Raw genomic sequence first — 26882 nt, 5'->3', positions numbered from 1 at the left:
TAGAGATATAGAATGAGAATAAATAAACCTTTTAGTGATGATAGCAACACAGTTGTTTTTGTGAGTTCAAAAACATATGGTGTAAAAGAAGAAGCTGCACATAATCCTAATGTTGAATTTGGTGTTGTTTTACCAACTGATTTTCCTGCTTTCAACCGTGCTTTAGTTCAATTTCTTAAAAGAAAGAAAACCAAATTAAACATTAATCTTGACAGTCTTATAGAACTTTATAAGAAAAATGAAAATAGTGGTTGTTTTCATACTGCGATAAAAACTGTTATTACAAGTGTTACTTTTTGTGAAACTACTCCTTTCACAATGAAAACCAAACCTGAAAAAAATGTTGAAGTTGCTGTTCAATGTGCTGTTGAATATCACAACTTAGTTAAAGAATATGAAACAGTAGGCGAATATGTTAACCTAGCAAGAGAATTACAAGACACTCCTTCAGATCTACTTTATTCAGAAGTATTTGTTAAACATTTTGAAAAGGCTGCAAGTAAATTGCCTGTAAAAATAAAAGTTCTTAAACAATCAGATCTAATTAAGAAAAAAATGGGTTTACTTTTAGGGGTTAATCAAGGCTCTGAAAGAGAAGCACGTTTACTTGTTATTAGTTATCAAGCTAATAAAAATTCCAAAGAAAAACTTGCTTTTGTAGGGAAAGGAATTACTTATGATTCAGGCGGAATGAACATTAAAACAGGTGATTATATGCGTGGCATGAAATATGACATGAGTGGTGCGGCTATAGTATGTTCTACTGTTTTGGCATTAGCTAAAAACAAGGTTAAAACCAATGTTGTTGCAGTAGCAGCTCTTACTGAAAATCTTCCTGGTGCTAAGGCGCAACGTCCTGATGACATTAAGATAGCATACAATGGTAAAAGTGTTGAAATAGATAACACTGATGCTGAAGGAAGATTGGTTTTAGCTGATGCTATTACATATGCTGCTAAGGATTTAGCTGCTACACATATTATTGATGTAGCAACCCTTACTGGTTTAATGTCATACATATTGAGTACTACCTATACAGGTATTTTCAGTACTTGTGATCACCAGTGAGAATCTTTTAAAAAAGCAGCATGTAGTGCAGGTGAACCTGTATGAAGATTACCTATGCACCCTGATTATTTAAAACCTTTACAGCTAACAAAACTTGCTGATTTGCAAAATTCTACTAGTGCAAGAGGTGCTGGATCTTCAAGAGCAGCTTGTTTCCTTGCAGAATTTAGAGAAGGTGTATCTTTGATCCATTGTGATATTGCATCAACTGCTTCCATTGAGAACCTTGGACAAGGTGTTTTAGTGAGAACCTTGTACGAACGTGCTAGTCAGCTTGCAAATAAATAATAAGTAACTTTATTTTTAACTAATAAAACAGTTTGTAGTGTTTGTAACAGCTTACAAATTTGTCATTTTTCACTTTTCATTGCTATTAATAAGACAAAACAAAGGCGATGAAAATCATTTATCAAGAACAACAGAATGAGTGTGGAATTTGCGTAATTGGTATGCTTGCCAATGCAATCCATGATGAAAAGTATGTTCATGATGAATTACTAGAACAAATTAACTTACCACCAAATGGCTTAAGCTTATTTGAAATGGAAAGTTATGGCAAAAAGTTTGGTCTTGAAATCAACAGTTATCAATTAACATTTCAAGAACTAAAAGAACTTGATAGCAAATTCATAATAGTTCATTTTAAAGATCACTTTGTCATAGTTAAAAACAAACATGAAAATAGTTGAGAGGTATATGATCCTGCAAAAGGAAAATACCTTTTAACTGATGAAAAGCTAGAAAAACTCTGAACGGGTTATGCAGCAACTGTTGCAAAAGCATTTAAAGAGATTCCACCAGTAAATAAAAGTAATTTTTTCAGTAACTTTTTTGATTTTAATTTAGTCACTTTTTATGTTTTTATTGAACTGATTATTATTGGTATCTCTACATTATTAGCAACAGCATCGCGTACCATAATAACTAATACTGTTGATTTTGGAACTGCAGTTAATTTAGTTGTTTTGGTAGTTTATTTTTCATGTCTAAAGGGATTAAACTTGCTTTTGCAAGTTATTTTGCAACTAATTAGGAATTTTTTATTTTGAAAACAATACCGTGGATATTTGGGTTGAATTATTCAAAGTTTGCAACAAAAAAGCTTTGTTTACTTTAGTAATAAATCACCAAATCAATTAATAGAACGACAATTTTATTTAAAAGAAGTTCTTTCCTTTTTTAACTTTTATATTCCCAATTTAATTATTAGTTGTGTTGTTGCACTAATTATCGGTGTTTTAATAGGAATTAATCAATTAGAATTTTTATTGATTGCCATTGCACAAATAGTAGTCAATGCTGGCTTATTTTGTTATGACTTCTTTTTTACTAAAAAAATTACAAAGAAGGAAATTCCTTATGTTGAATTGCAAAACAAAATTAGTTTACAGCTAGATGAAAATTTGCGTGAAGAACAAAATAAAAAGCGCTTTAATTTCTTAATGTTGAATTTTCGTAAAGCACTTTTACAAAATCAAAACATTAACAACCAGAAGGAAATTAATCGTCTAACTATAGAAAACATTAAAAGCTTCTTCCAACAAGGTTTTGATTTTGCTATATTAGGTTTGGGGGTGATTGGTATTATTGAACAGCGTTATCAATTGAGCTTTTTATTCTATGTTTTTGGTATCCAATCACTTTTTTCAACTTATGCTACAAGAATTGTTCAATTTGGTGCTGCAATAAACATTTATCACTATTGTCGTGAGAAATTAGTTAACTTGTTTATAGAAACCAAAAAGGATGAGGGTATTAAAGTAAATTGACAGTGTCCTGATGAAATTAGTCTAGAAAATTTATCAGTTACACTTAATCAACACGTTGATTTAGCTAACCTTAGTTTAAAAATCAAAAATGAAACAGTTATTTTTGGACAAAATGGTAGTGGTAAATCTACTTTTTTAAAAATATTAACTGGTAGAGGTTTTGAATATACGGGCAATATTAAATTTAATAACGTCGATTTAAAAAGATGTTCAAAAGAACAGCTTTTTGAAAACGTTTATTATCTAAAGGGTCAAAATTTAATGCAAACAGAAGCAAATGATTTTGGCTTTAGTGAGGCTTTATTTAATAATCAGAATCCACATATCTATCAGTTACTTTTTGATGCAGGTGTTCAAAATCAAACAAAGTTAAGTTCAGGACAAAAACAAATTTTACAACTATTCTTACTTAGCAACATTAAGAATAAGGTGATCTTACTTGATGAATGCATGAATGCAATAGCACCTGAAATTAAAAACCGTGTTTATCAGCTATTAGTAAAACCACTTACTTTAAATAATTTTGTAGTCTTAGTTGAGCATGATCTGAGTTTTGCAAGTGAAGCTCAAAACAAGATTAACCTAACTAATTACTTAAGAAATAGTTAAATTATGAAGCAGAAAATTTTAGGAATAACAATTGCTTTTATTATTTTGCTTTTAACAACAGTTGCTATCTTGTTTTCAGTAAAGGTAAAACAATATCTTAATGTAAATCTTTGAACTACGCAACAACAAAATTTTTTAATGTTTAAAAATGAAAAAGATGAAAATCTTTTTAACAACGTTTCATGGACTAATTTTCAAGCAGAAACAACAGAAAAATCAGCAAAAAAAGCTTTTAGACTTTACAAAAAGAAAATTTCTACATCAGAAATTTCATCAGAATTGAACAAAAATCTAGTAAAGGTAGATTTAAGTGTTACTCTAGAACAGGGCTGATATAATATTACTATCATGTTACCATCAAAAGATTTGTTTGAAGTCATCTTTTAGCATTAATTCAAGCCGCCTTTTTAAGCGCTTTTTTGGTAAAAATTACCAAGCAGGAGTCGAACTTTGTTTCCAAATTATTAAAAGCAGTTTAAACCTATCGTTTGACCCAGAATTTGCGCTTTTAATTGTTTCCTGTTCAAAAATGAAAAAACTGAACAAACAGTTTTTAAAACGTAGAGGTTGTACTGATGTAATTAGTTTGTGCTATAACGAAACTGAAACCGGTTTTTCACTAGCAATCGGCGAAATTTTTTTGTGTCCTAAATACATCTTTAAAAAAGCTAAAGAGATTGGTTGTAACAATTGATTTCTTTTAACTAGATGCTTAATACACGGCATTTTACACCTCTTTGAATTTAATCATGAAGAAAGTGAAGCATTTGAAAGCGTTACTATGTTTTTTCAAGATGCAATTCATGAAGAGATCTTATCAGTATGAAAGTTTTAAAAGTTGGTGTTTTAGGACCTACTAATGCAGGAAAATCAACGCTAATTAATTTTTTACATAACGATGATAGTCTGATGGTATCATCCATGAATAACACAACGCTTCTTTCTATTTCCACTGAGGTAATTAACCAAGCTAATAAAAATATTGTTTTTATTGATGTCCCTGGTTTTACTGAGAAAAAACATTCAAATTATGAATTAATAACTAAAGAAATTCGCAAAGCATTAAGTGGAATTGATGTATTACTTTTAGTTGTTAGAAGTGATCAGAATAACAAGATAGAATTTTTAAAAACTCAATTACAACAATTAAAGCGCTATCAAAATTTAACAAGAATTTTTTTAATTAATAAATTTCATCAAAAAAGTTTAAGTGAAGTTAATAAAGCAATTATTTTAGAAGAGTTTAAACCACAAAAAACAATTGAAATAAACTTGCTTAAGTTTGATAAAAACCTCTTTTGATCAATTTTTAAACAAGTTGAACTTAGGTATAATATCTTTCGTAAAGATATCAATTTTATTGATGCAAACAACGATGACTTTAAGATTCTTGAAGGATTACGTGAACAAATAATTTTTTATTGCAAAAACGAAATTCCCCATATAGCAAGAATTGAAATTATTGAAAAGAGTTTCAATAAAGAAAAAAACTTGTTAAAAATTCACCTAGTAATTAGTGTTCCAAAATTAAGCCAAAAAAAGATTATCATTGGAAAAAATGCAGAAATGATCAAAGCAATTGGGATAGCAACTCGCAAAAAACTATTAAATCATTTTGACTGTGATATTTTTATTGATATTTTTGTAAAAACAGAAAAACAAAAATTGCCTGTTTATAGTTTTCTTTCTAAATAAATTTTTAAAAGCTAAAAATTATTTGTTCTGTTGTTAATAAAATGTAAAGCTTTAGCTGTCAAATTTTTTTGAAATTAAAGTGATTAATTTTTGATTTTATAACTATTTTTCTTTTGCAAAAAGAAGCTGAAACACTATTAAATCTACATTAAATAAATTAATATAAATAGTAATTAAAATCTATTTATTTTTTAGCATATATAGCTAACTTTTGTTATCTTGATATTAAAAATTACAATTTAGTGAGTCAGATAACTTTAGTCACTAGTGCTAAGTATTTTTATTAATGCCAAAAACAACAAAGAATAAAAACAAAAACACCACCCCTAAATCAAAAACCAAAAAGTATTTAGAATCAGCTAACAAGAAGAGTGTTACTAAACCAAAAAAAGAACAAGATAAAGTTGAAAATCTTTTTGATCAACCTTTTTTAGGTGAAATCAAAAAAAACATTCTCAAGAAAACAAAGTCTTTTAATAGTAAGAAAAAGGAAACAGTTAAATCAAAGAGCAAATCACCTATAGATTTTTTTGATGAAACCAAGCGCGGTGTTTTTATTGTTCCACCTGAAACAGATATCTTAAGTAGAAGAGAACTTAATCAAAAAACTGTTGTTAATACAGTTCCAAATCAAACAAGCAGTTATCCAACCATTAATGAAAATAAGTTGGTTGAATTAAACAATCAACCAGAAACCAAAGTTCTAGAAACAAAAAAAGATAGTTTTACAACAACTATTAGAGAAAAAAAATTAAATCCAGAAGATTCACAAGCGTTCTGATATATCTTTGTTGGTGATAGAAAATATGGTTTTTGAAAAAATCATACTTGAGTTTGACTAGGTTATTTTGACCAATTACAAAGATGAAACTACTTTAAGGTAATTGAAACAGTTGAAGTTCCTCAAGAACATGCAGCTTTCATTAAACAAAGACCAGCTGATATTGATTTTTGAAGACCACTTGTAGGCAACCCTAACTATGGTTTTGTTCAAAATAATACATGGATCTGAAAAGGATTTTTTGACAAGAAACTAAATTGGATCCCTGATCCTGTTCGCTTTACTGAAGAAGCACTTGGTCATACTGATAGCTTAGTTGATGAAATAGAGAAAAAGACTATTTCTGAACAACCATACTGAGAACAGGAAAATGACATTGTTGTTACAGTATTTAATACCAAGAGCTTAGCTTCTTCTCTAGAAAACGAACTATTACTTGAAAATTCAAGTGAAGAGCAGCCGGTAATTGAAGAAGTTAAACCAAGAAGAAATGAAGTTATCTTCCGTAATCCAGTAACTAAATTACATTTTGAAAAAGAAAAATTTGAATTCTTAAATCCAGTTAAAGAAACTAATGAAACCATCCCTTTAATTGAAATCGTTAAAGAGGAAGTTAAGGTTGAATCTGAAGTTGAGGCTCCTGTTGAAATTGAACCTGAAGCAGCTTGTGAACCTGAAACTACTATTCCAGAAGTTGAGACTGTTTTTGTTTACGAAGATGATCTTAAGGGCTTAGATTCCAATCAAACTCAAGCAGGAAATGTTCCAGAAGTTGAGACCGTTTTTGTTTACGAAGATGATCTTAAAGGCTTAGATTCTATTATTAAAGACGACCAACAACATGATGAAATTGCTAAACATGTTGAACATTTAAGTCAAGATTATTCTAAAGAAATAAAAGATAGTGCTAAAGCAGATTTATCTAATATTTCTGATGATATTGATTCAGTTTGAAAAGAATTCGGTTCTTTTACTGATGAAACACAAAAAAGTGTAGAAGAAAAATCACAAGTAGATGAAATTATTTTAGATGCTAATAATGATTTCATTAATGAATCCCTTTTTAGAGATGAAGTTGTTAATAATATTGATTCTCAAATAAATGAAACAGTTTCAGAACAACAATTTGAACCTACTTATTCTGTTAATGAATTTCAACAAGAATTTAGCGAACCTGTTGTTTCAGATGAAAAGATAAAAGAAACAAACAGTGATGAAAGTGTTAATACTGATTTAACTGCTTTATTTAGTGAAAAACTTGTTAATGAGGTACTCTTAACAAATGAATATGTTGATGTTAATGCTCCTTTTTCAACAGAAACAGAAGTTAAGGTTTCAAGTGAACTTCCCAAAAGTGAACTAGTTGATGAAATAACTTTTATTAATAATGATCCAAAACCTCAAGAAGGATTGGAATATAAAGTAGATTTCCTTGAAACTGAACCAAAATCATTATTTGATGAAAAAACAACAATAGTTGTAGAAAGTGAACCACCTTTCATTCAACCTGACCTATCACTTGAATTAGATTCTGTAAATGATGTTGATAAATCATTAGAAACTAAAACTACATCTGTTGAATTAAATCATGAAGAAATTGGTAATGAATTTATTAATTTAGATGTTTCTGAAAAAGAAGTTCAAGAACAACCAACAACACAACTAGAAACTGATAGTGAGTTCGTATTACCAACATATCAAATAGTTGAAGACAGTTTCACTGAAAGTGCTGAAACTCCTAATGAATTTTCATCTGAACAAAAAGATACGCTTGAATTCATTAGTCAAACTCAAGAGGTTGAGACTTCTGAATCAAATGTACCCACAGTTGAACAAGAAACAAAATTATTTGAACATCAAGATGAAAATAACTTATTCACTCCTCTACCGCTTGATTTAACTGAAATCATTGAATCAAATGCTTTATTTGATTCAAAACCAGACGAAAAAGAGAGTTCTGATTCAGAACTCCAACCTACTTTCAAAGAAATTAAATTAGATTCAACTGTTGAAGTTCCTCAAGAATCATCACAAGTTGAAGCTACTTTTGATACTGTTCAACCAGAAGCAGTTTTTGATGAAATTAAAACTCAAGAACTACAGCCTGAAGCTACTACTGAAGTTGTTTTTGATGATCATTTTCAACCAGATGTTCAACCTGAACAAACTCCTCAAGAAGCTAAATTTGATTCACCAGTCGAAATTCCCCAAGAATCATCGCAAGCTGAATTTCATGCTGAACAAATCTCTGATGAAATTAAATTAGAAGAAAAAACTGAAGCAGTTTTTGATCATCAACAATTAGAAAATCAGTCTGAAGAAACAGTTGTTACACCTACTGAAGTTACTGCTTTTGAACCAGAAACAATTGAAACCCAATTAGAACCTAGCTCTGAAGATCAACCATCTGAACCTGCATTAGATCAAAATCATCCAGAAATTGTTACTGCTGAAGTTGAACAAATCTTTGATGGAACTAAGTTAGAAGATTTAAAACTAGAGGAAGCTAACTTTGATAATGTTGAAAATAATGAAGTTCAACCTAAAGAAACAGAAGCTGAAATTACTTTTGATGAAACTAAAGAACTTCAACAGGAAACCTCCTCTGAACCATTATCAACAGAAGAATTAAAATCTGAAGCTACTTTTGATAATGTATCTGAAGCTGAATCAGAAGCAGTTTTTGAAAAACCTCAATTAGAAACACAGACTGAAAAAATATTAGAAGAGGAACCTAAATCTGAACCAGTTGATCAATTAATAACTGAAGCTAGCTTTGATACTGTTAAACATGAAGCAGTTTTTGATAAAAATCAAACTCAAACTGAGGGATTGGAAGAACCTCAAGTTTCTAGTGAAGCTGAAGTAGTTGATCAAACAACTACTGATACTGTTGGAGAACCTGAAGCAGTTTTTGATGTTCAACCTGAAAAAACTACTGAAGTTAAGTTTGATGATGTTGAAAATCAACAAAAAGTTATTTCTGAACCTCAAGTAGAACAACAACCTGGAGAAGCAGTTTTTGAACCATCTGCAGAAGCTAAATTTGATTCACCAGTTGAATCGGTTCAAGATTCACAACCTGAACCTGTCCTTGAAGAAGTTCAAACTCAACCAGAAATTCAACCTGTAGAATCTCAACCAGAAGCTACCTTTGATACTGTTCAACCTGAACAAACTCCTCAAGAAGCTAAATTTGATTCACCAGTTGAAACTGTTGAACAACCTGAATTTAGTAGTGAACCAACTCAACAACATGTTGAATCAGAAGCTAGTTTTGATGAACCTAATTATGACTTTGATGAACCTAACTATGATTTTGATCAACCTAGTTATGATTCAGATCTACAACCATCAGAACCTCAATATGATGTAGATGAACCTAATTATGACTTTGATGAACCAAATTATGAAATTGAATCAAAACCATCAGAGCCACAATTTGAACCTCAAGTAGAACAACAACCTGGAGAAGCAGTTTTTGAACCATCTGCAGAAGCTAAATTTGATTCACCAGTTGAATCGGTTCAAGATTCACAACCTGAACCTCTCCTTGAAGAAGTTCAAACTCAACCAGAAATTCAACCTGTAGAATCTCAACCAGAAGCTACTTTTGATACTGTTCAACCTGAACAAACTCCTCAAGAAGCTAAATTTGATTCACCAGTTGAAACTATTCAAGAACCTCAAGTTTCTAGTGAACCTGAAGTAGTTGTTCAACCTAACTTTGAAGAACGAAAACCTGAAACAGTATTGGAAGAACCTCAAGCTGATGAAATTCAACCAGAAGCTAGTGAAGAAGAATCACTTGATTGAGAATTATTAGTTGGTAACAATAGTTATGGTCATTATGAACCTGATGGAGAATGAGTTTGAGCAGGATTCTTTGGTGATGATCAAAAATGAAATAAGGATGCAACTGTTAAATGAGCTAGAGAAAGAGATTATTTACCACTTATTGGTGATGAAGTTTATGGTAGGTACAACAATAAAGGTGAGTGGATTTGATATGGTTTCTATGATGAATCTGGAGACTGAGTTCTTGTTGATGAACAATGAAAGAATCGTCAACCACGAATTAACGAGGCACCTAAGTTTTGAGAGAAATTAATCGGAAATGAAGAATATGGTTACTATGAAGACAATGAATGAAACTGATATGATGGGGAATTTGATAGTGAAGGTAACTGATTAGTATTCCAGTCTGAGGAAACTGAGAATTTAAATGAAGATATAACTAAGGATATTCCTGCTCTTGAAGGTTATGATATTGACTCTATTGACGCAGATGAATGACTTAGTCAATTTTCAGCAGATGATGCTAAGGATGTTTTTGGCAGTAATGATAAAAAATAGTAATGCGAAAACAGTTTTTAATAGCTTATCGCGGTTATAGTTCTATTGCACCAGAAAACACCAAATTAGCATTTCAAGCAGCCCAAGTTTTTGATTTTGATGGTATTTGAATTGATATTCAATTAACCAAAGATAAACAAATAGTAGTAACTCATAAAGAAAACTTTAAAGTTTCTAATAAAAACTTGAATTTAAACCAAATTAATTTAGTTGATCTTAAAAAGGTTAACCTTGCAAGTGAATTTAAGCTTAAGGTAACTTCACAACAAATTCAAACTTTAAAGGAAGTTTTAACGCAATTTATTCAGCCCTTTAAATATTTGCTGATTCATATTAAAGATGATAAAGAAAATAACAATTCATTATTAGAACAGTTGAATTTGCTTTGCAAAGATTTTGTCTTAGCTAAAGAAAAAATGATTTTGTTAAGTAGTAATTTTCATATCATTAAGTTAATAAATGAGACTTTCAAAGGCTTTAAAACCGGTTTTGTAATTGCAAACAAAAAAGCTTTATTAGTAGCTTCTAGAGACGAATTAATGAGATATTGCCGTTTTTTAGTGCCAAACGAGAGTTTTTATCATAAGAACTGCAAAGAAATTCAAAACCTGGGATTACCAGTTATTCTTTGAGTTATCAAGGGTCTTCTTCGTTATCAATTTTATGAAAACGATCGCTTTGTGAAATTTCAAATTACTGCACAAATTTATTAGTTTTGAATTATTTTTTCAAGTCAAATAAAAAAACTAAAACCCCTAATTGACTAATAGGAAGTTTTAGTTTCTTTTTAGTTTTTATTTATTATCTTTTGATTTGAATTCTTTTTGGTGAAATCAATTTACTAGGCTTTAATTTTTTAATTGCAGCACAAAACAGAACATTTATGGGTAAGGAAATAGAGCCCATTTTTGACTTAGTTTTGTTGTGATTTTTATTTGTTCCTTTACTAATTTATCTTTTTTTAGCCTTTTTTTTATTTGCTTTTACTAAATACATTATTTGGGAATTAATTCCTTTTTGCTATTCTACTGCTTTTACTTTAATAGTTCTTTTTTTATCAGGAATAATACCAATGGCTTGAAATAGTTGAATTATCTTACTTCGATTTTTTTTAGTTCTAATAACATTAATGCTAAGTTTTTTTCTTTTGAATAAAATGACTAACTTTTTTTTAATCAGATCAAAATATGCAATAATAATTGCTGAAAATCTCTTAAAGACAGGTAAATCTAAAACTAAAAATCGACAAAAGTTGCAACAAATTCAAAGTGATCTAGAAAGAAAAAAATCTGCAGAAATCGTTTTTAAAATAAAGAAAAAGAAACCAAAATAATGGCTATTACAGATTATTGTGAGTGTCGCTTTACTGCTGGAAATGGTGGTAATGGAATCATAGCATGAAAAAGAGAAGCACATTATGATAAAGGTGGTCCTGGTGGTGGTAATGGTGGTAATGGTGGTAATGTTATTTTGCAAGCTGATCATAACTGCGATTCACTTTTTTTCTTGAAGAATAAAAAACACCTGTTTGCAGAAGATGGACAAAATGGTAAACCAGATTTAGCACATGGTAAAAATGGTTCAGATCTTTTAATTAAAGTGCCAATAGGAACAACAGTTAAAAACTTAGAAAATAATAGTGTATTGGTGGATTTTGTTCATGATAAACAGAGTTTTATTTTGTGTTTTGGCGGAAAAGGCGGAAAAGGAAATGCTGCTTTTAAAAGCCCAATTATGCGTGCTCCTAATCTATATGAAAATGGTGATAAAGGAGAGATTTTAAACGTTAGTTTGGAAGTTAAATATTTAGCTAATGTAGGAATTGTTGGTTTTCCAAATTCAGGTAAATCAACACTAATCTCCAAACTTTCAAATGCCAAACCTAAAATTGCAAACTATCGCTTTACTACTTTAATACCCGTACTTGGTGTAGTTAAATATCAAAATAATAGTTTAGTTTTTGCTGATATTCCTGGTTTGATTGAAAATGCTAGTGAAGGAAGTGGGTTAGGACATGATTTTTTACGGCATATAGAGAGGTGTGAAATATTAATTCATTTAATTTCACTTGATCCTGTAGATAATGATGATCCTTGCAAAGCATATTTACAAATAATGGATGAACTTTCAAAATATTCTCCCCTTCTAGTTAAAAAAAAGATGCTTGTTGTAGCTAATAAAATTGATGTTAATGAAGGTGAGAAACGGTTTAAAAAATTAGAAAAATTTCTTCAAAAAAAATCTATTTCTGTATTAAAAATTTCTGCTTTAAAGAAAGAATTAGGCAATTTACTTGATAGAGTTTTTGAACTTTACAATAAAACAATTTCCCAATTTGGAGCTAATAAGTTTAGTTTGCCAATGGAACTTGAGAAGCATTATGTTTTTCAAAATACCAATGAAAATAATAACGACCCTTTAAATATTGAAAAAGATAGTTTAAACAGATGAATTGTTAATTGTAAACGTCTAAGATATTGATTTGATAAAATTCCACAAACTACGCTTGATAACATTCGTCGCTTAGGAAATAAAATTAAAGAAATCGGTATTGAAGATCAATTAAAATCCGTTGGTGCTAAAAAAGGTGATATTATTTTCTTTGATGGTTGTGAATTTGTAATTAATGACTAATTTAATTAAATATTTAAAAGAACTCCAAAACTGGCTGTTTGATTATGTAAAAAAATCTAAAGCTAAAGGTGTTATTTTTGGCTTATCTGGAGGAATTGATTCAGCAGTTGTTGCTGCTATTGCTAAAGAAACTTTTGGTTTTGAAAACCATTTAGCTTTAATAATGCATATTAATAATTCAAAACTTGATTTTCAAGCAACTAGTGAACTTGTTAAAAAAATGCAATTTAATAGTATTAACATTGAACTGGAAGAGAGTTTCAATCTGTTAGTAAAAACCCTTGGAATAGATCCAAAAAAAGATTTTTTAACAGCTGGTAACATTAAAGCACGTTTACGGATGATAACTTTATATGCTTATGCTCAAAAACACAACTTCTTAGTTTTAGGTACTGGTAATTTTGTAGAGTATACACTTGGTTATTTCACAAAATGAGGAGATGGAGCTTGTGATATTGCTCCTTTAGCATGGCTTTTAAAAGAGGACGTTTACAAATTAGCTAAGCATTTTAATATTCCTGAAATTGTAATCACAAGAGCGCCAACTGCTAGTCTTTTTGAAGGGCAAACTGATGAGACAGAGATGGGCATTACTTATAAGGAACTTGATCAATATTTAAAAGGTGATTTAATACTTAGTTCAGAAAAGCAAAAAATTGTTTTAGATTTGAAAGCAAAAGCAGAGCATAAACATAATTCACCTTTGAAATTTAAACATCTCTATAATTTCCAGAACTAATTATTTTTTTCAACAGTTTTGTGAAATAAGTGTTCAATTGCGACATCCAATACACTTGTACTTACTTCTCTGCGTTGACTTCAAGGCAGAATTAAATCAGCATTTCGCTTCATTTTTTCTACAAATATTTCATACATTGGTGCTACTATTTCGCGTCACTGTTTAATAATAGAATCAATATTTCTTCCCCTTTGTCAGTCTCTTTCTATTCTTCTAATTAAACGTTCTTCCCCATTTGTTTCTATAAATATTTTTAGCTTAGAAAGTCTTGATAATTTTTCATCAAATCATGGCATTAAACCCTCTAGAATAACAACATCAATTGGACCAATTTTTGCTGTTTTTTTAGCTCTGGTATAGTTAATGTAGTCATATAAAGGAACATTAACTATACTACCGTTTAGAAGATCTTCAATGTGTGATCTTAAAAGTTTTCAATCAAAAGCATCAGGATGATCAAAGTTTATTGTTTTTCTTTTTAATAATGGCTTATTTTTATAGGACTTGTAATAGTTATCTTGACAGATGATCGCAACTTTTAATTTTTTACTTAAAAGTTGATAAATCATTTCAGCAACAGTAGTTTTTCCTGAGCAACTACCACCACTAATTGCAACTAAAATCCCTTTTTCATCCATCAAAGTGAAATATTTTAAAGCGTTTATTATTGAGTTTTTAACTATTTATCTTATTTTGTTAATTAATTTATTAAAAATCAACTTTTAAAACACTTAATTTAAAAGAAAGTTTAAATAATATGTTCAATCCAATTGCAACTTAAATTTATTTTTAACTAAGGTTTTTGTGACTAAATAAATTGACTATTTTTTTAAAAATAGTTAAGAATCAATAGAAAAGGAAATTATTGATATTTGTGCTTTAAGGATTTTTTAATAAATTTCTTTTATTTAAATTAATTTTTATTGCATGAATACAATAAAAAAGTTAAAAATCATCTAAACTTTTATTAGAGTCTTATTGAAGATTCATATGATAGTTTCTAGTAAAGAAATGCGTCGGTAGCTCAGTGGATAGAGTACACGCCTTCTAAGCGTGTTGTCGTGGGTTCAAATCCCTCCCGATGCGCCATTTATATTTTTAGCTATCTCAAACTAGTTTTTGAGGTAGCTTTTATTTTGATCTGATCAAGTAATTTCTGGAATAAATCATTACTTTGATTATTTTTTAGATCTAGGTGAAATGAAGATAAATACTCTCCAAAAATAGCTTTATATTCATTTATAGTTGGCTCTATTACTGGTTTTTTATCACTACTTGCAGTAATAACAAAAAGTTTACTAGAGTGTTTTTTTAAATACTGATACCACTCAATAATTTGCATTAATTCATCACTAAATTGATTGCTATTAATTAAACAAACTAAAAGATGAATTTCTCTTAATAAACATTTTTGTAACTTTTTATGATGTTGAACATCAATCAACATATCTTTAAATCCAGATAATCTGAAAATTTTTTTTAAAAAAGAACTTATATGTTCATTAGCTAAACTGTTTATTCTTTTAGTATTTTCTTTATTAAAAAGTAAAAATTTGCCTAAGCTATTTTGAAACTGATTAACAATAATAACTTTTTTATTTTTTTCAATTTCATCTAGTTGATTAACTCCTAATGTTTTTTTTAGTTCAAATAAAATTGTTCCAGCATCATCTTGTTTATAGAATTGATTGGCAAACTTTATAAAGATATCTTGAGCAAATTCTGTATTACTAAAAGACGCTCAACCTAACTTAATCATTTTTTTGTAAAGCTATCAAAATTAGTTTTTTATTCTGACTAGTAAAGTGCTTTATAAATAACAAGTTAAATTGATTCTTCTGATTTGATTTTTCAAATTCAATGTATTGGTCTAAGCTTTGTTTTATATGAAAAATAATACCTTTTGAGTTAAGCAAGGAAAATGCTAAATCATTAACTTTAATAATCGTACTTAGACCACGAGAACAGATAACATCATAGTGATTTTTATGTACTTCAATTCGTTCACAAATTGCAACAGTTTTCTCCAGATTTAGTTGCTTAGTTAATTTATTTAAAAAGCTAATTTTTTTGTGTTTACTATCAATTAAAACTAACTTTTTTATTTTTTGAAATAACAGTTTTAATATTATCCCAGGCGAACCATTTCCACTTCCCAAGTCTGCTACAGTTTTGTCAATAAAAAATTTTTCATATCCTTTAAATAATGTCAATATTTCTATAACTAAATTCTGATAAATAGCTTCTTTTGTTTTAAATCCTGTTAAGTTGAAATTTTTGTTTGCTTCAAAAACTAAATCAACATATTTTTCAAAATTAGCATTATTCATAAGTTTTTAAAAAATGTTTTATGGCTATAATGTCATTAAAGTTCACTCCAGCTATTTGACTTGCAATTGCTAAATTACTAGGCTTAAAGTTAGATAGTTTAAAAATAGCTTCACTAGCTAAATTCTTAACCTTATGGTAATCAAAAGTATGAGGAATTTTAATTTTGCTTAATTTATCTAAACCCTTAAAATACTTTTCATTTTTCTTTATGTAACCCTCATATTTAATTTCAATTTCAATTTGTTTAAGTGTTTCTGAATCTAATTGGTATTTTTCAGGAAGATCTTTGATCAATTTATCTAAATTTATTTCACTTCGTTTGTTGAAGTCATAAAGTGATTGAGCGGTATTTTTATTAGTGAATTTCAATGCTTTAACCTTGCCTACTTGAGTGTTTTTTAAAAATGAAATTAATTCCTGTTTTTTCTTTTCCTTTTTAAGGAACAATTCATATGTTTTTTTATCTGTTAAACCAAGTTCAAAGCTTTTTTTAATGAGCCGTTCTTGAACATTGTCATTTCTCAATCATAGTCTATATTCTGCTCTGGATGTTAACAAACGGTATGGATCACTGATTGTTTTAGTAACTAAATCATTAATCATAACCCCAATATAAGCCTCATTACGTTGCAAAATAAATGGTGGTTTTTTTAATAATTTTAAAGCAGCATTAATTCCTGCCATCAAACCTTGACCAGCAGCTTCTTCATAACCGCTAGTGCCATTAATTTGTCCAGCAAAATACAAGTTTTCTATTAACTTCGTTTCAAGTGTTGGTTTTAGTTGATTAGATAGAAAAGCATCATATTCAATAGCGTAACCAAACTTTTTAATTTCTGCATTTTGAAAACCAGGTAAAAGCTGGATGATTTCTTTTTGAATTTCTGGTGTAAAAGAAGTTGATAATCCTGCTAAATAAATAGTATCTAGACTCAATGATTCAGGTTCTACAAAAATTTGGTGACGAGGTTTTTGAGAGAACTTAAAAACTTTGTCTTCAATGCTTGGACAATAAAGTGGTCCTTGTGCTGAAATACTACCATTAAACATTGCAGATTTTTTTAAGTTTTTAAGGATTAGATCGTGAATTTTTTGATTGGTATGAACTAAGTAACAAGGTATTTGTTTTTCAAGTGGTAAGAAATTTTTATTTGTAGTACTAAAAGCAAGGTTTTGATTATTATTAATTTCTAATTCCATTTGATTATAGTCAAGTGAAGTTTTTAAAATTCTTGGCGGAGTTCCTGTTTTTAAACGAATTGTTTTAAAACCTCTGTTAATTAAGTTTGTGCTTAATTTTTCACTATTTTTAGATTGATCAGGTCCTTGATTTTTAACTGTATTACCACAGTATGTTTTTGATCTTAGGTACGTTCCGGTAGTGATAATAACCGCATCACTTAAAAGTTCACTTCCGTCTTTTAAAATAACGCCTTTTATTTTTTCATTTCTAACAATTAAATTGATTGCTTCAGATTGAATTAGATTAATGTTTTTATTTAATTTAACTTGACTTTGAAACCAGTTTTTATAACCTATTTTGTCAATTTGTGCTCTGATAGCTTGCACAGCAGGTCCTTTTGAACTATTTAGTAATTTATATTGTAAGGCATTGTTATCAGCAGCAATTGCTTGCATACCTCCTAAAACATCAATTTCCCTAGTAACAATTCCCTTAGCAGGTCCACCAATTGAAGGATTACATGGACAAGAACCTAAATGATTTATATCAAGAACTAAAAGGTTTACTTTGATGTTGAATTTGCTTACAATGAAAGCGGCTTCCAATCCAGCATGCCCAGCACCTATTACTGTTATGATAAAAGACATTTTGCATCATTAAATATAATTTAAAGTAATGTTTTTTATCATCAATGATTTAAAAGAATGCATTAGCGCTTTAAAGCTTAAATTTGATGACCAAAAGGAACTTGTTAAACTAGTTAAAAATAATAGTTTTAATGGTTTTTCTTCAACTATTATTTTCCAACTAAAAAGTGAAAATCATAAAAAAATTGCAGATAGTATTGTTGAGTGATTTTTAAAAAATAAAAAGGATAACTACCAAAATGTTTTTATTGCTAACAATAATTTTATAAACTTTCAAATTAGCTATCAAAAGTACTTAGAATACTTGATAAAAACACCTTGCTTTACTAAGAAAAATATAAAGATTTTAATTGAATCTGTATCAGCAAATCCTACCGGAAGGATCCATTTAGGTCATGTGAGAATAGCTTTTTTTGGTGATGTTTTAAACAATTTAGCCAAGCTGTTGGGTTATACAACAGTCTGTGAATATTGGGTAAATGATTATGGACAACAAGCACGAGTTTTTAGCTTTAGTGTTTATCAAAGTTTGCAGTTAAAAAAAAATATTGCTATCCAGCAACATCCTGATGGATATAGTGGAATAGTAATAGATAAAATTGCTAGTGAAATTGAAAATTTTCCAGTTGATAATTTAAATTTTGAAGAGTTTTGTAAAACATCATTCTTAGATCATTTTTTAGTTAATTGCACCCAAAAAGTTTTGTCTTTAATTAAAAGTGATTTGAATAAAATCCATGTTTTTATTGATAGTTGAAAATTTGAAAGCGAAATTGTTAAAAAAACAAATTTTAATGATCTTTTAGAACAACTTAAACCAAATAGTTATTTTTATCAAGATAATGCACTCTGACTAAAAACTACGCTTTATGGAGATGATAAGGATAGAGTTTTAATTAGAAGTGATAAAAGAGCTTCTTATTTTGGAACTGATGTTGCTTATCACTTAGAAAAATTACAACGTGGCTTTGACATTCTATTTAATGTTTGAGGCACTGATCATGAAGGACATATTAAAAGGATGTATTGTGCATTTGATGCTTTAAAAAATACCACTAAAACTTCTTTAAAAATTTTTGCATTACAACTGGTTACTCTCTATAAAAATAAAGAGCTAGTACGTTTGTCAAAACGTGCTGGAAATGTAATCACAATTGAAACAATGCTTTCAATGATTAGTGAAGATGCTGCTAGATGATTTATGTTATCTCAAAATAATGGCACAATTATCAAAATTGATTTAGATATAGCTAATTTGCAAAACTCTGCTAATCCAGTTTATTATGTTCAATATGCGTTTGCAAGAATGAATAGTATTCTTAGAATTGCAAATTCTGATCAATTAAAAGAAATTACTGATTGCAGTCTTTTGATTAATGAAAAAGAGATATCACTTTTAAATCAACTTGTCTATTATCCTTTTATGTTGCAAAAAGCTATGGAAACAGGCGAATTGCACTTATTAACTAACTTTTTATATGAAACTGCTAGTTTATTTCATTCCTGGTATAAAGTTTGCAAAATTAATGATGATAAAAATTCACTTTTATCAGCACAAAGACTTGCTTTATTGAGATCATTACAATTTATAGTTAAACAAATCCTTGATGTTTTGAAGATTTCAACACCACAACAAATGTAAATTCTTCACGCATATAGGAATTAAAATTTAATAAGTTTCTAAAAATATGGCTACTAATCTTAAATCTATTGCAAAGTTGCAAAAACCTATTCAGTATGATAAGGTAATTGAAGTTGATCGTATTTTTGCAGATCCTGCTTTTATTGAGCAACATCGGCAAAGAATTTTAGCTTCTTTTAAAGATGCTAAGGAAAGTGCTCTTTACCACGAACTAACTCATATTGTTATTAAAGATAATTTGTTTTCAGCAGCAATGAATGAAATTGTTAGTTATTTTGAATTTCAAATTAACCCTGAAGAGTTAAAAAATGTTGTTGAAGGCTTGAAAAGAGATGTTGTTAAAGATGCTGATGAAAAAACAATTCAATCAATAGCTGAAAAAATCATTAAAAAAGCTTTAGTATTTAATTTCTTACAAAAGGAATGAAAGGTTGAAGTTAGTGATGATATTGTTAAAAGAGTTATTAGCTTGTATTATGAAAAAACTAATCAGAATGTTAGAGAATATCTTGATGATAAACAAAAGTTTGAAGGTATTAGAACTGCATTAATAGAAGAAAGAATGGTTTTAGAAACAATTAACCACTTTAAATTTCATTTCAACTTAACAGGTCAATTACCTAGCTAAAAAGCATGTTAAATTGCGTTTTTTTGGAAGGTGAAATAGAAAGCACAAAGTGAAGCCACAAAAAGACAGGATTTTTAGTAACTATTAAGCAGAAACGTTTGTTTGGTGAACGAAGTTTTACTGATTTTTTTGTTTTTTATGCAAATGGTCAATTAGCATTTGAACTTGAAGCATATACTCAAAAATTTAAAACAATTAGCATCGAAGGTATTCTGCGCACTTACCTAGAAAAACGCAGTGGAATTTGAAAAACAACAATCGAAGTTGTCAAAATTATGAAACCAAATTCAAAAGTAATGATTGATTATCAAGAATCTTAATGCTTGCAGGAGTTCTTTTATTACAAATATGGTTAAAATGCAAATATGCTAATGTTCAGTTTGGTGAACATGGTTTTAATGGAGATGAATTTTATTTAGATTTTTATATAAATGAGAATTTTTCTACAAAACAGTTTGCAAAAATAGAATCTGATTTAAACTCTCTTTCTAGTAAACTAGAAGGGATTTCTCAAAAATTTGTTTCTTTAGATGAAGCATTAAGTTTTTTTGAAAATGATCAGTTTACAAAAAACTTATTAAAAAAAAGCAACTTAAACAAATTTAAAATCACCTTTTTTGAAAATAAACATTTTTGAATAGAAGATTTAACTTTAACTTTTATTAAAAAAAGTTTTATTAAGCTATTAAATGTAAGCGTAAATTATTTTTTGGGAGATCCTTCACAATTACAACTTCAGAGGATTAATGGCATTTTTGCTCAATCAAAAAAAGAATTAGAACAATTAATAAAAGAAAATGAAGAACGCTTGAAGAAGGATCACAGATCTTTAGGTAAACAATTAGAGTTATTTAGCTTTGACCCACTGATCGGTGCAGGTCTTCCTATTTGATTAGCAAAGGGTACAACACTAAGGAATATAATCGGTAATTTTGTGCATCACCAGCAACTATTGTTTGGTTTTAATACTGTTTGTTCTCCTGTATTAGCTAACATAGAGCTTTTTAAAATTAGCGGCCACTATCAGCACTATAAGGAAGATATGTTTCCTGCTATTAAACTTGATAGTCAAGCAATGATGCTTCGTCCTATGACATGTCCTCATCACTGTCTGATTTTCAAACAAAAACGATATTCATATAAAAAAATGCCACAGCGCTTTTCAGAAGATTCTATTTTGCATCGTTTTGAAGCCTCTGGAGGATTAATAGGATTAGAAAGAGTGAGGTGCATGACTTTACTTGATAATCACATTTTTTGTCGTGCAGATCAAATTAAAAGTGAGATTAAAAACGCATTTAATTTAATTCAAAAAGTTAATAAAAAATTTGGATTTATATTTGATAGGATAGATCTTTCTCTACATGATCCTAAAAATCAATCAAAATTTATTGATAATCCTGGTTTATGAAGAGAATCTGAAAGCCAAATGGAGAATGTTTTAAAAGATTTAAATATCCAATATCAAAAAGAGATAGGAGCTGCTGCTTTTTATGGACCAAAAATTGATTTTCAGTTCAAAACAATCTTTAAAAAAATGATTACTATTGCCACCATTCAACTAGATTTTTTACTACCAGAAAAATTTGATCTAACTTATATAGATAAAAAAAATACACTAAAAAAACCAGTTATTATCCATGTTGGAATTATTGGAACTTATGAAAGGTTTATTGCTGCTTTACTTGAAAAAACAAGTGGTAATTTTCCTTTATGGTTAGCACCTGTTCAAGCCGTAATTATTCCTGTTAATATCCAAAAGCATTTAAAGGCAGCAAAAAAACTTTATAACAAATTGCTAAAAGAAAACATCCGTGTAAATTTAGATGATAATCAAGATCGCTTAGCTAAAAAAGTTAGACAAGCAATCATTGAAAAAATTCCTTTACAACTTATTGTTGGAGATAAAGAAATAGAGAATTTAGAGAAGTTGACATGCCGTGGTTTTAAAGGTGAAAAAATCACCAGAATTAGCTTTAATAATTTTGTTAAAAGAGTTAGAAGAGATGGATAGAAAAATAGTTGTTTTAGATATTAATACAGCAAATTTTTTTAACACTACAAAGGATTTAGAAGTATGAAAAAACTTTTTTAATTTCATTCAAGCGAATAACCATCAACTTGTTTTTATGTCAAGTTGTTGACAACAAGCAGTGCTTTATTTACTTGATTTACTCTCGTTAGATGATGTTGATATAATTGCAGAATCAGGCGCGATTATATGAATTAGCAAAACCAATGAATTTATCTATCAATCTTTTTTAGATTCTGTTAGTATAGACACTATTGTACACCATGCTATTATTACTAATTCTGGTGTTTTTGCAATTGGAAAAAGCAAGATTAGTGAGGAACCTAATACAACAATTAATTACTTTATTTCATTAGAAAAATATAAGCAATTCAAATTAATTTGATTAACGGAATTTGACCAAACATTAAAGTACCAAAATTTCTTAAAAAATCTCAGTGAAATGGATGTTAGTTCTATTTATGTATTTAGTCCTCAGTATCATTTAGACTTTCAACTTATGGAACATATTTCTAGTGGTCAGCCTAAGTTTCATTACAGCAATTTTTATAACGAAAATTTTTTATTTACTAGCACAAAAAATTCCAAGTTTAGTGCTTTAGAAACATATGTTAAAAGCAAGAATTGCTCTTTAAAAGATGTTCATTATTTAAATGTGACAGAAGTTCCAATTAATAACATTAATCAATTAGCAAGTGTTGTATTTTTAAGCAAAAAACAACCAGATAATGATGAGGAATTTAATAATCCTGAAATATCAATTGTTTTAAAAGGAATTTGTGAACAGTTGATGAAATAAATGGGATTTATAAAGCAATATAAAACTGATTTTGATATAGTTGATAATCAAATTGTTCTATCAGAACAGTATTTTTTAAGAAATAAAGCTCTATTTAAAAAAATAACCGGTACTCGCTTTGGCAAGGTTTTAGGTTTATCTGAATATGAGTCATCATTTAAAACTTGAGCTAATATGGTCAAAATTTATGAAGATGAATTTGATGAAACACTGGCAAAAGCTGGAAACATAATAGAACCTAAAATACGTGATTATGTCAATTTAAAAACTGGTTTTAATTTTCATTCTTATGATCCTAAAAAAGTTCAATTTGATTTATTTAAGGATGATAGTGTTTTTGGTGGGATACCTGATGGTGAACCTCTTGATGAAAATGGTGAATTAGCTTATCAAAATGATCTTCCTATGTTAGAGATTAAAACAACTTCTTGCGATAGTCTTATTTATAAAAAAATCAATGGAAATCTCAAGATGATTCTTGATGAAAATGGTATGCCTATTGTTAAAAAGAAAGATGGCAAAAAAGATAGTTGATTTGACAGTAATGGAAAAATTATTATCAGTACTTTATATTATTGTCAAATTGGTCTTTATCTATATTTGCGCAATGTAAATAAAGGACTTTTTGCAATTGCCTTTTTGAAACCAGAAGATTATGTCTTACCAGAACAATTTAATGCTAGCAATAGAGAAATTAGGTTAATTCCTATCAAGATAGATCATAAGGGATTTAGTGTTTTAGTTGATAAGGCGAGAATTTGATATGAAAATTACATATTAACTGGTAAAAGTCCTAAACTAACAGAAAGTGATATTCAATGATTAAAGGAAAATGGAATTGAATAGTGAAGATGTATTAGTTGCGCGTTATGGTGAATTGGTTTTAAAAGGAAAAAACCGTTCTTATTTCACAAAACAATTAAAAATTAACATCAAAAAAGCTTTTAAAAAACTGGAAATTAACAATAGTATTGTTTATGAATTTGATAGAATTGTTGTCTTTGATATTAAAAAAGAACAAAGAGCGATTCTCCAAGAATTATTCAGTTTTTTGCCTGGAATTAGTTTGTTCTTTTTTGCATCACAGATAGTAAGGGAAGAAAACAAACTATTAGATCTTCTTTTTAATTTATTTAAAGATTTTAATTCCTTTAAATTAGAAGTTAAGAGACGTGATAAAAATTTTGCTGAAAATTCAAGTAATTTTAAGAAGTATTTAGCAGTTAAACTATTTGAAAAATACCAATTAAAAGGAGTAATTAATAACCCTGAAATAATAGCTAATATAGAGATTTTGAAGGAGCATTTTCTTGTTTTTACAGAACGTTTTAAAGGTAAAGGTGGATTACCTGTTTATAGTAGTGGTAAAGCTTTAGTCTTACTTTCAGGAGGAATTGATAGCCCAGTTGCAGCTTCACTTGTAATGCAACGTGGTTTTAACATTGATTTTATCACCTTTATTAATGAACCAAATAAGAATCAAAAAACAATTGAAAAAATCACAAGGTTAGCAAATTTAATTTCTTTTAATAAAACGATTTGTAGTGGTAAATTATTAGTTTTTGATTTCACTGCAATTCAAAAAGAGTTAATTCATATTAGTAATGAATCTTATCGTATCGTTTTAATGCGTCGTGTTTTTTATAAAGCTGCTAGTATGTTTAAGTATGATTGTCTAGTTACAGGTGAGGTTTTGGGACAAGTTGCATCCCAAACCATTGAAAATTTAAAAGTTATTCAATCAGCAACACCAGATACATTTATAGTTCGCCCCTTAATTGGCTTTAGTAAAGATAAAATTATTGAATTAGCTAAATTTTTTAATACTTTTGATATTTCTATTGAACAACATTTAGATACTTGTAGTGAGTTTTCTCCCAAAAATCCTACAACGAAAGCTAAATTGATAAATGTTGAAAAGCTTGAAAGTGAGCTTATTTTTTTAAATGATTTAATTGAAAAGGGAGTAAGTGAATTAAGCAATGATTAGTATCGATCCACAATTCATTAAGAATTTTTCAAAAAAGGTTAAACAGTTTGATAAGTTCAGTTTATTTGTACATGTAAACCCAGACTTTGATGCATTTGGATCTGCTTTTGCTTTCAAAACTTTCCTAAATACTTTTTTCAGTGAAAAAAAAGCTTATGTTATGGGTTCATACAATATTAATGCAGACGGTAGAGAACTTTTTCCTTTTGAGCAAACTGACATAAATGATGATTTTGTAAAAGAATCTTTAGCTATTATTTTTGATACTTCCAACCAAGAAAGAGTTTTAACTCAAAAACATAAGTTGGCAAAAGAGACAGTTAGGATAGATCACCATCCTAGAACTGAAAAATTTGCTGATATGGAATGAATTGATTCTTCTTTTTCAGCAACTGCTGAGATGATTGGTTATTTAATTTTGCAGATGGGTTACAAATTAAATGATGAGATTGCATCATATCTTTATGCAGGAATAATTACTGATACACAGCGATTCTGAGGTCCAACTACTACACCCCAAACATTTGCCCTAACAGCAAAATTGATGGAAACTGGTTTTAACCGCAATAAGGTTCATGATGCAGTTTATTTAAAGCCATTACTAGAACATAAGTACTTTAGCTATGTACTTAGCAAAGCCAAAATAACTAAAAATGGGTTAGCTTATGCATTGATTAAAAAAGGAGCATATAAACATTTTGGTGTTGTCTCTCCTTTACCAATGGTTCATGCTTTGAATAACATAAAAGGAGTAAAAATATGGACTACTGTTTACTTTAACGAGTCCATTAAAAAATGAATTGGTTCCATTCGCTCACGTAATATTCCAATTAATAACTTTGCACAAATGTTCAATGGTGGTGGACATAAATATGCAGCTGCTTTTGTTTTGGATGAAAAAAATCAATTTATGAAATTAGTACAGATAATGGATGATTTTCTTGCCAAACAAAATGAGAATAGCTAATAAATTTTTAGTTCCTAAAGAAAGTGAAAACCAACGAATTGACCAATTTTGTTTAAAAATCCTTCCCTTAATTAAAAGAAGTGACTTTTTTAAGTATTTACGCTTAGGAAAGGTTTTGTTAAATAAAACAAAACCACAGGTCAACACAAGATTAAAAACTAAAGATGAGATAGCTTTTCTTTTTGATATAAATCCCTATTTACAAACTAATAATGACTATTTATCTCTAGATTTGGTAAAAGATAAGCTAAAAATTATATTTGAGGATGAAAATATTATTGTAGTTGACAAACCAACTGGAATAGTTTGCCAACCTGATAAAAAACATAGCATTATTAATTTATCAAATATGCTTTTAAAACACTGTGGATATAGACAATTTGACAGTAATAAACTTAACTTTTATCCCCAGTTTGCACATCGTATTGATCGTAATACTTCTGGAATTGTTATTGGTGCTAAAACAAACAAAGCTTTAAAAGAATTGAACAAAGTTTTTAAAAATAACCATTTAACCAAAAGATATAAAGGCTTAGTTTTTGGTCAATTTAACCATCTTGGCTTACAAACTGCTTATTGAAAAAAAGATAACAATAATGGCATTGTAACAGTAAAATGAAAACCTTTTCCAGAAGCAAAAAAGATAAGCACTTTTTTTGAAAATTCTTCATACATAGCTCAAAAAGATATGTCTTTAATAACAATTAGATTAATTAGTGGTAGGACTCACCAAATTCGTGCGTGTTTAAATTTATTTTCAAATCAACTAGTTGGTGATAAAAAATACAGCTTGATTCAATTTAAAAATCGTAATAATAAATATAAGCATCAAGCACTTCACGCTTATGAATTAGTTTTTCCTAAACTAGAAACGAGCAAGTTTCCCATTTTAACAAATTATTCATTAATGCAATTCAAGAGTAAAATAGTACCTTGGTTTGAATATTTAATTCAATAGTTAAAATTTAAAATTATTGTGGTTATAAACTTCTTTTTTATCCCTTATAAGCTA

General features: G+C 28.7%; 23 protein-coding genes and 1 tRNA gene. 20 read left to right on the top strand and 4 right to left on the bottom strand.

Going from position 1 to position 26882, the window contains the following annotated elements; translation table 4 throughout:
* Window positions 1-12: 12 nt before the first annotated feature.
* From MG_RS02380 to nadE, 10 genes are all read left to right on the top strand, one after another.
* Entirely contained in the window at window positions 13-1356 is a 1344-nt protein-coding gene (locus MG_RS02380) for a leucyl aminopeptidase (protein WP_009885632.1), read from the top strand.
* A 107-nt stretch (window positions 1357-1463) separates the two neighbouring features.
* A complete protein-coding gene (locus tag MG_RS02375; RefSeq protein ID WP_010869463.1) occupies window positions 1464-3446 on the top strand; it encodes a cysteine peptidase family C39 domain-containing protein in 1983 nt (660 codons plus the stop codon).
* Between the two features lie 3 nt (window positions 3447-3449).
* Window positions 3450-3833: an MPN570 family protein gene (locus tag MG_RS02370; RefSeq protein ID WP_009885633.1), complete on the top strand. Its 384-nt coding sequence runs from the start codon at window positions 3450-3452 to the stop codon at window positions 3831-3833.
* A complete protein-coding gene (gene ybeY / locus MG_RS02365) occupies window positions 3817-4281 on the top strand; it encodes an rRNA maturation RNase YbeY (protein ID WP_009885634.1) in 465 nt (154 codons plus the stop codon). The genes MG_RS02370 and ybeY overlap by 17 nt, the downstream gene beginning before the upstream one ends.
* Window positions 4269-5141: a GTPase Era gene (gene era, locus MG_RS02360; protein ID WP_010869462.1), complete on the top strand. Its 873-nt coding sequence runs from the start codon at window positions 4269-4271 to the stop codon at window positions 5139-5141. The genes ybeY and era overlap by 13 nt, the downstream gene beginning before the upstream one ends.
* A 286-nt stretch (window positions 5142-5427) precedes the next feature.
* Entirely contained in the window at window positions 5428-10278 is a 4851-nt protein-coding gene (locus MG_RS02355) for a terminal organelle protein P200 (protein ID WP_010869461.1), read from the top strand.
* A gap of 2 nt (window positions 10279-10280) precedes the next feature.
* Window positions 10281-10991, top strand: a complete 711-nt coding sequence (locus tag MG_RS02350) for a glycerophosphodiester phosphodiesterase family protein (protein WP_009885949.1) — start codon at window positions 10281-10283, stop codon at window positions 10989-10991.
* A 2-nt stretch (window positions 10992-10993) separates the two neighbouring features.
* Window positions 10994-11611, top strand: a complete 618-nt coding sequence (locus tag MG_RS02345) for an MPN565 family protein (protein WP_014894056.1) — start codon at window positions 10994-10996, stop codon at window positions 11609-11611.
* Complete coding sequence (gene obgE, locus MG_RS02340; RefSeq protein WP_009885945.1) at window positions 11611-12912, top strand: GTPase ObgE; 1302 nt, start codon at window positions 11611-11613, stop codon at window positions 12910-12912. Before MG_RS02345 ends, obgE begins: the two co-directional genes overlap by 1 nt.
* Window positions 12905-13651 carry an NAD(+) synthase gene (nadE, locus tag MG_RS02335; protein ID WP_009885944.1) on the top strand — a complete coding sequence of 249 codons (747 nt, stop codon included), beginning with the start codon at window positions 12905-12907 and terminating at the stop codon, window positions 13649-13651. Before obgE ends, nadE begins: the two co-directional genes overlap by 8 nt.
* Here nadE and udk read toward each other — a convergent pair.
* Window positions 13648-14289, bottom strand: coding sequence for a uridine kinase (gene udk, locus MG_RS02330; RefSeq protein WP_009885943.1), 642 nt, complete (start codon window positions 14287-14289; stop codon window positions 13648-13650). The genes nadE and udk overlap by 4 nt on opposite strands.
* Window positions 14290-14664: 375 nt before the next feature.
* Between udk and MG_RS02325 the strand changes: the two genes are divergently transcribed.
* Window positions 14665-14740 (top strand) — tRNA-Arg (locus MG_RS02325).
* A 13-nt stretch (window positions 14741-14753) separates the two neighbouring features.
* Here MG_RS02325 and MG_RS02320 read toward each other — a convergent pair.
* The 3 genes from MG_RS02320 to mnmG are packed head-to-tail and all read right to left on the bottom strand — an operon-like array spanning window position 14754 to window position 17812.
* Window positions 14754-15410, bottom strand: a complete 657-nt coding sequence (locus tag MG_RS02320) for an MPN559 family protein (protein WP_010869459.1) — start codon at window positions 15408-15410, stop codon at window positions 14754-14756.
* Window positions 15403-15981, bottom strand: coding sequence for a 16S rRNA (guanine(527)-N(7))-methyltransferase RsmG (gene rsmG, locus MG_RS02315; protein ID WP_009885942.1), 579 nt, complete (start codon window positions 15979-15981; stop codon window positions 15403-15405). The genes MG_RS02320 and rsmG overlap by 8 nt, the downstream gene beginning before the upstream one ends.
* Window positions 15974-17812 (bottom strand): tRNA uridine-5-carboxymethylaminomethyl(34) synthesis enzyme MnmG, encoded by a 1839-nt coding sequence (gene mnmG, locus MG_RS02310; RefSeq protein ID WP_010869458.1) that lies wholly within the window; start codon window positions 17810-17812, stop codon window positions 15974-15976. Before mnmG ends, rsmG begins: the two co-directional genes overlap by 8 nt.
* Window positions 17813-17840: 28 nt before the next feature.
* Between mnmG and argS the strand changes: the two genes are divergently transcribed.
* Genes argS through MG_RS02265 form a run of 9 tightly spaced genes read left to right on the top strand, consistent with a single transcriptional unit; the run spans window position 17841 to window position 26828 of the window.
* Complete coding sequence (gene argS / locus MG_RS02305) at window positions 17841-19454, top strand: arginine--tRNA ligase (protein WP_009885941.1); 1614 nt, start codon at window positions 17841-17843, stop codon at window positions 19452-19454.
* A gap of 46 nt (window positions 19455-19500) precedes the next feature.
* Window positions 19501-20082, top strand: a complete 582-nt coding sequence (locus MG_RS02300; protein ID WP_009885940.1) for an MPN555 family protein chaperone — start codon at window positions 19501-19503, stop codon at window positions 20080-20082.
* A gap of 5 nt (window positions 20083-20087) precedes the next feature.
* The gene (locus MG_RS02295) at window positions 20088-20402 is read left to right on the top strand and encodes a DUF3217 domain-containing protein (protein WP_009885939.1); all 315 of its coding nucleotides are present in this window, start codon (window positions 20088-20090) and stop codon (window positions 20400-20402) included.
* A complete protein-coding gene (gene thrS / locus MG_RS02290; protein ID WP_010869457.1) occupies window positions 20402-22096 on the top strand; it encodes a threonine--tRNA ligase in 1695 nt (564 codons plus the stop codon). The genes MG_RS02295 and thrS overlap by 1 nt, the downstream gene beginning before the upstream one ends.
* Window positions 22089-22913 (top strand): MPN552 family protein, encoded by an 825-nt coding sequence (locus tag MG_RS02285; RefSeq protein ID WP_010869456.1) that lies wholly within the window; start codon window positions 22089-22091, stop codon window positions 22911-22913. The genes thrS and MG_RS02285 overlap by 8 nt, the downstream gene beginning before the upstream one ends.
* A complete protein-coding gene (locus MG_RS02280; RefSeq protein ID WP_009885938.1) occupies window positions 22914-23759 on the top strand; it encodes an MPN551 family DNA-binding protein in 846 nt (281 codons plus the stop codon).
* Entirely contained in the window at window positions 23746-24903 is a 1158-nt protein-coding gene (thiI, locus tag MG_RS02275) for a tRNA uracil 4-sulfurtransferase ThiI (RefSeq protein ID WP_009885937.1), read from the top strand. Before MG_RS02280 ends, thiI begins: the two co-directional genes overlap by 14 nt.
* Complete coding sequence (locus tag MG_RS02270) at window positions 24896-25870, top strand: DHH family phosphoesterase (protein ID WP_010869455.1); 975 nt, start codon at window positions 24896-24898, stop codon at window positions 25868-25870. Before thiI ends, MG_RS02270 begins: the two co-directional genes overlap by 8 nt.
* Window positions 25857-26828, top strand: coding sequence for an RluA family pseudouridine synthase (locus MG_RS02265; RefSeq protein ID WP_010869454.1), 972 nt, complete (start codon window positions 25857-25859; stop codon window positions 26826-26828). The genes MG_RS02270 and MG_RS02265 overlap by 14 nt, the downstream gene beginning before the upstream one ends.
* The last annotated feature ends 54 nt before the right edge of the window (window positions 26829-26882 follow it).

This window comes from Mycoplasmoides genitalium G37 (assembly GCF_000027325.1).
In the GTDB taxonomy this organism is placed as follows: Bacteria; Bacillota_I; Bacilli_A; order Mycoplasmatales; family Mycoplasmoidaceae; genus Mycoplasmoides; species Mycoplasmoides genitalium.
Note: the sequence above shows the minus strand (reverse complement) of the source record. Positions and strands in the feature narration are given on the sequence as shown.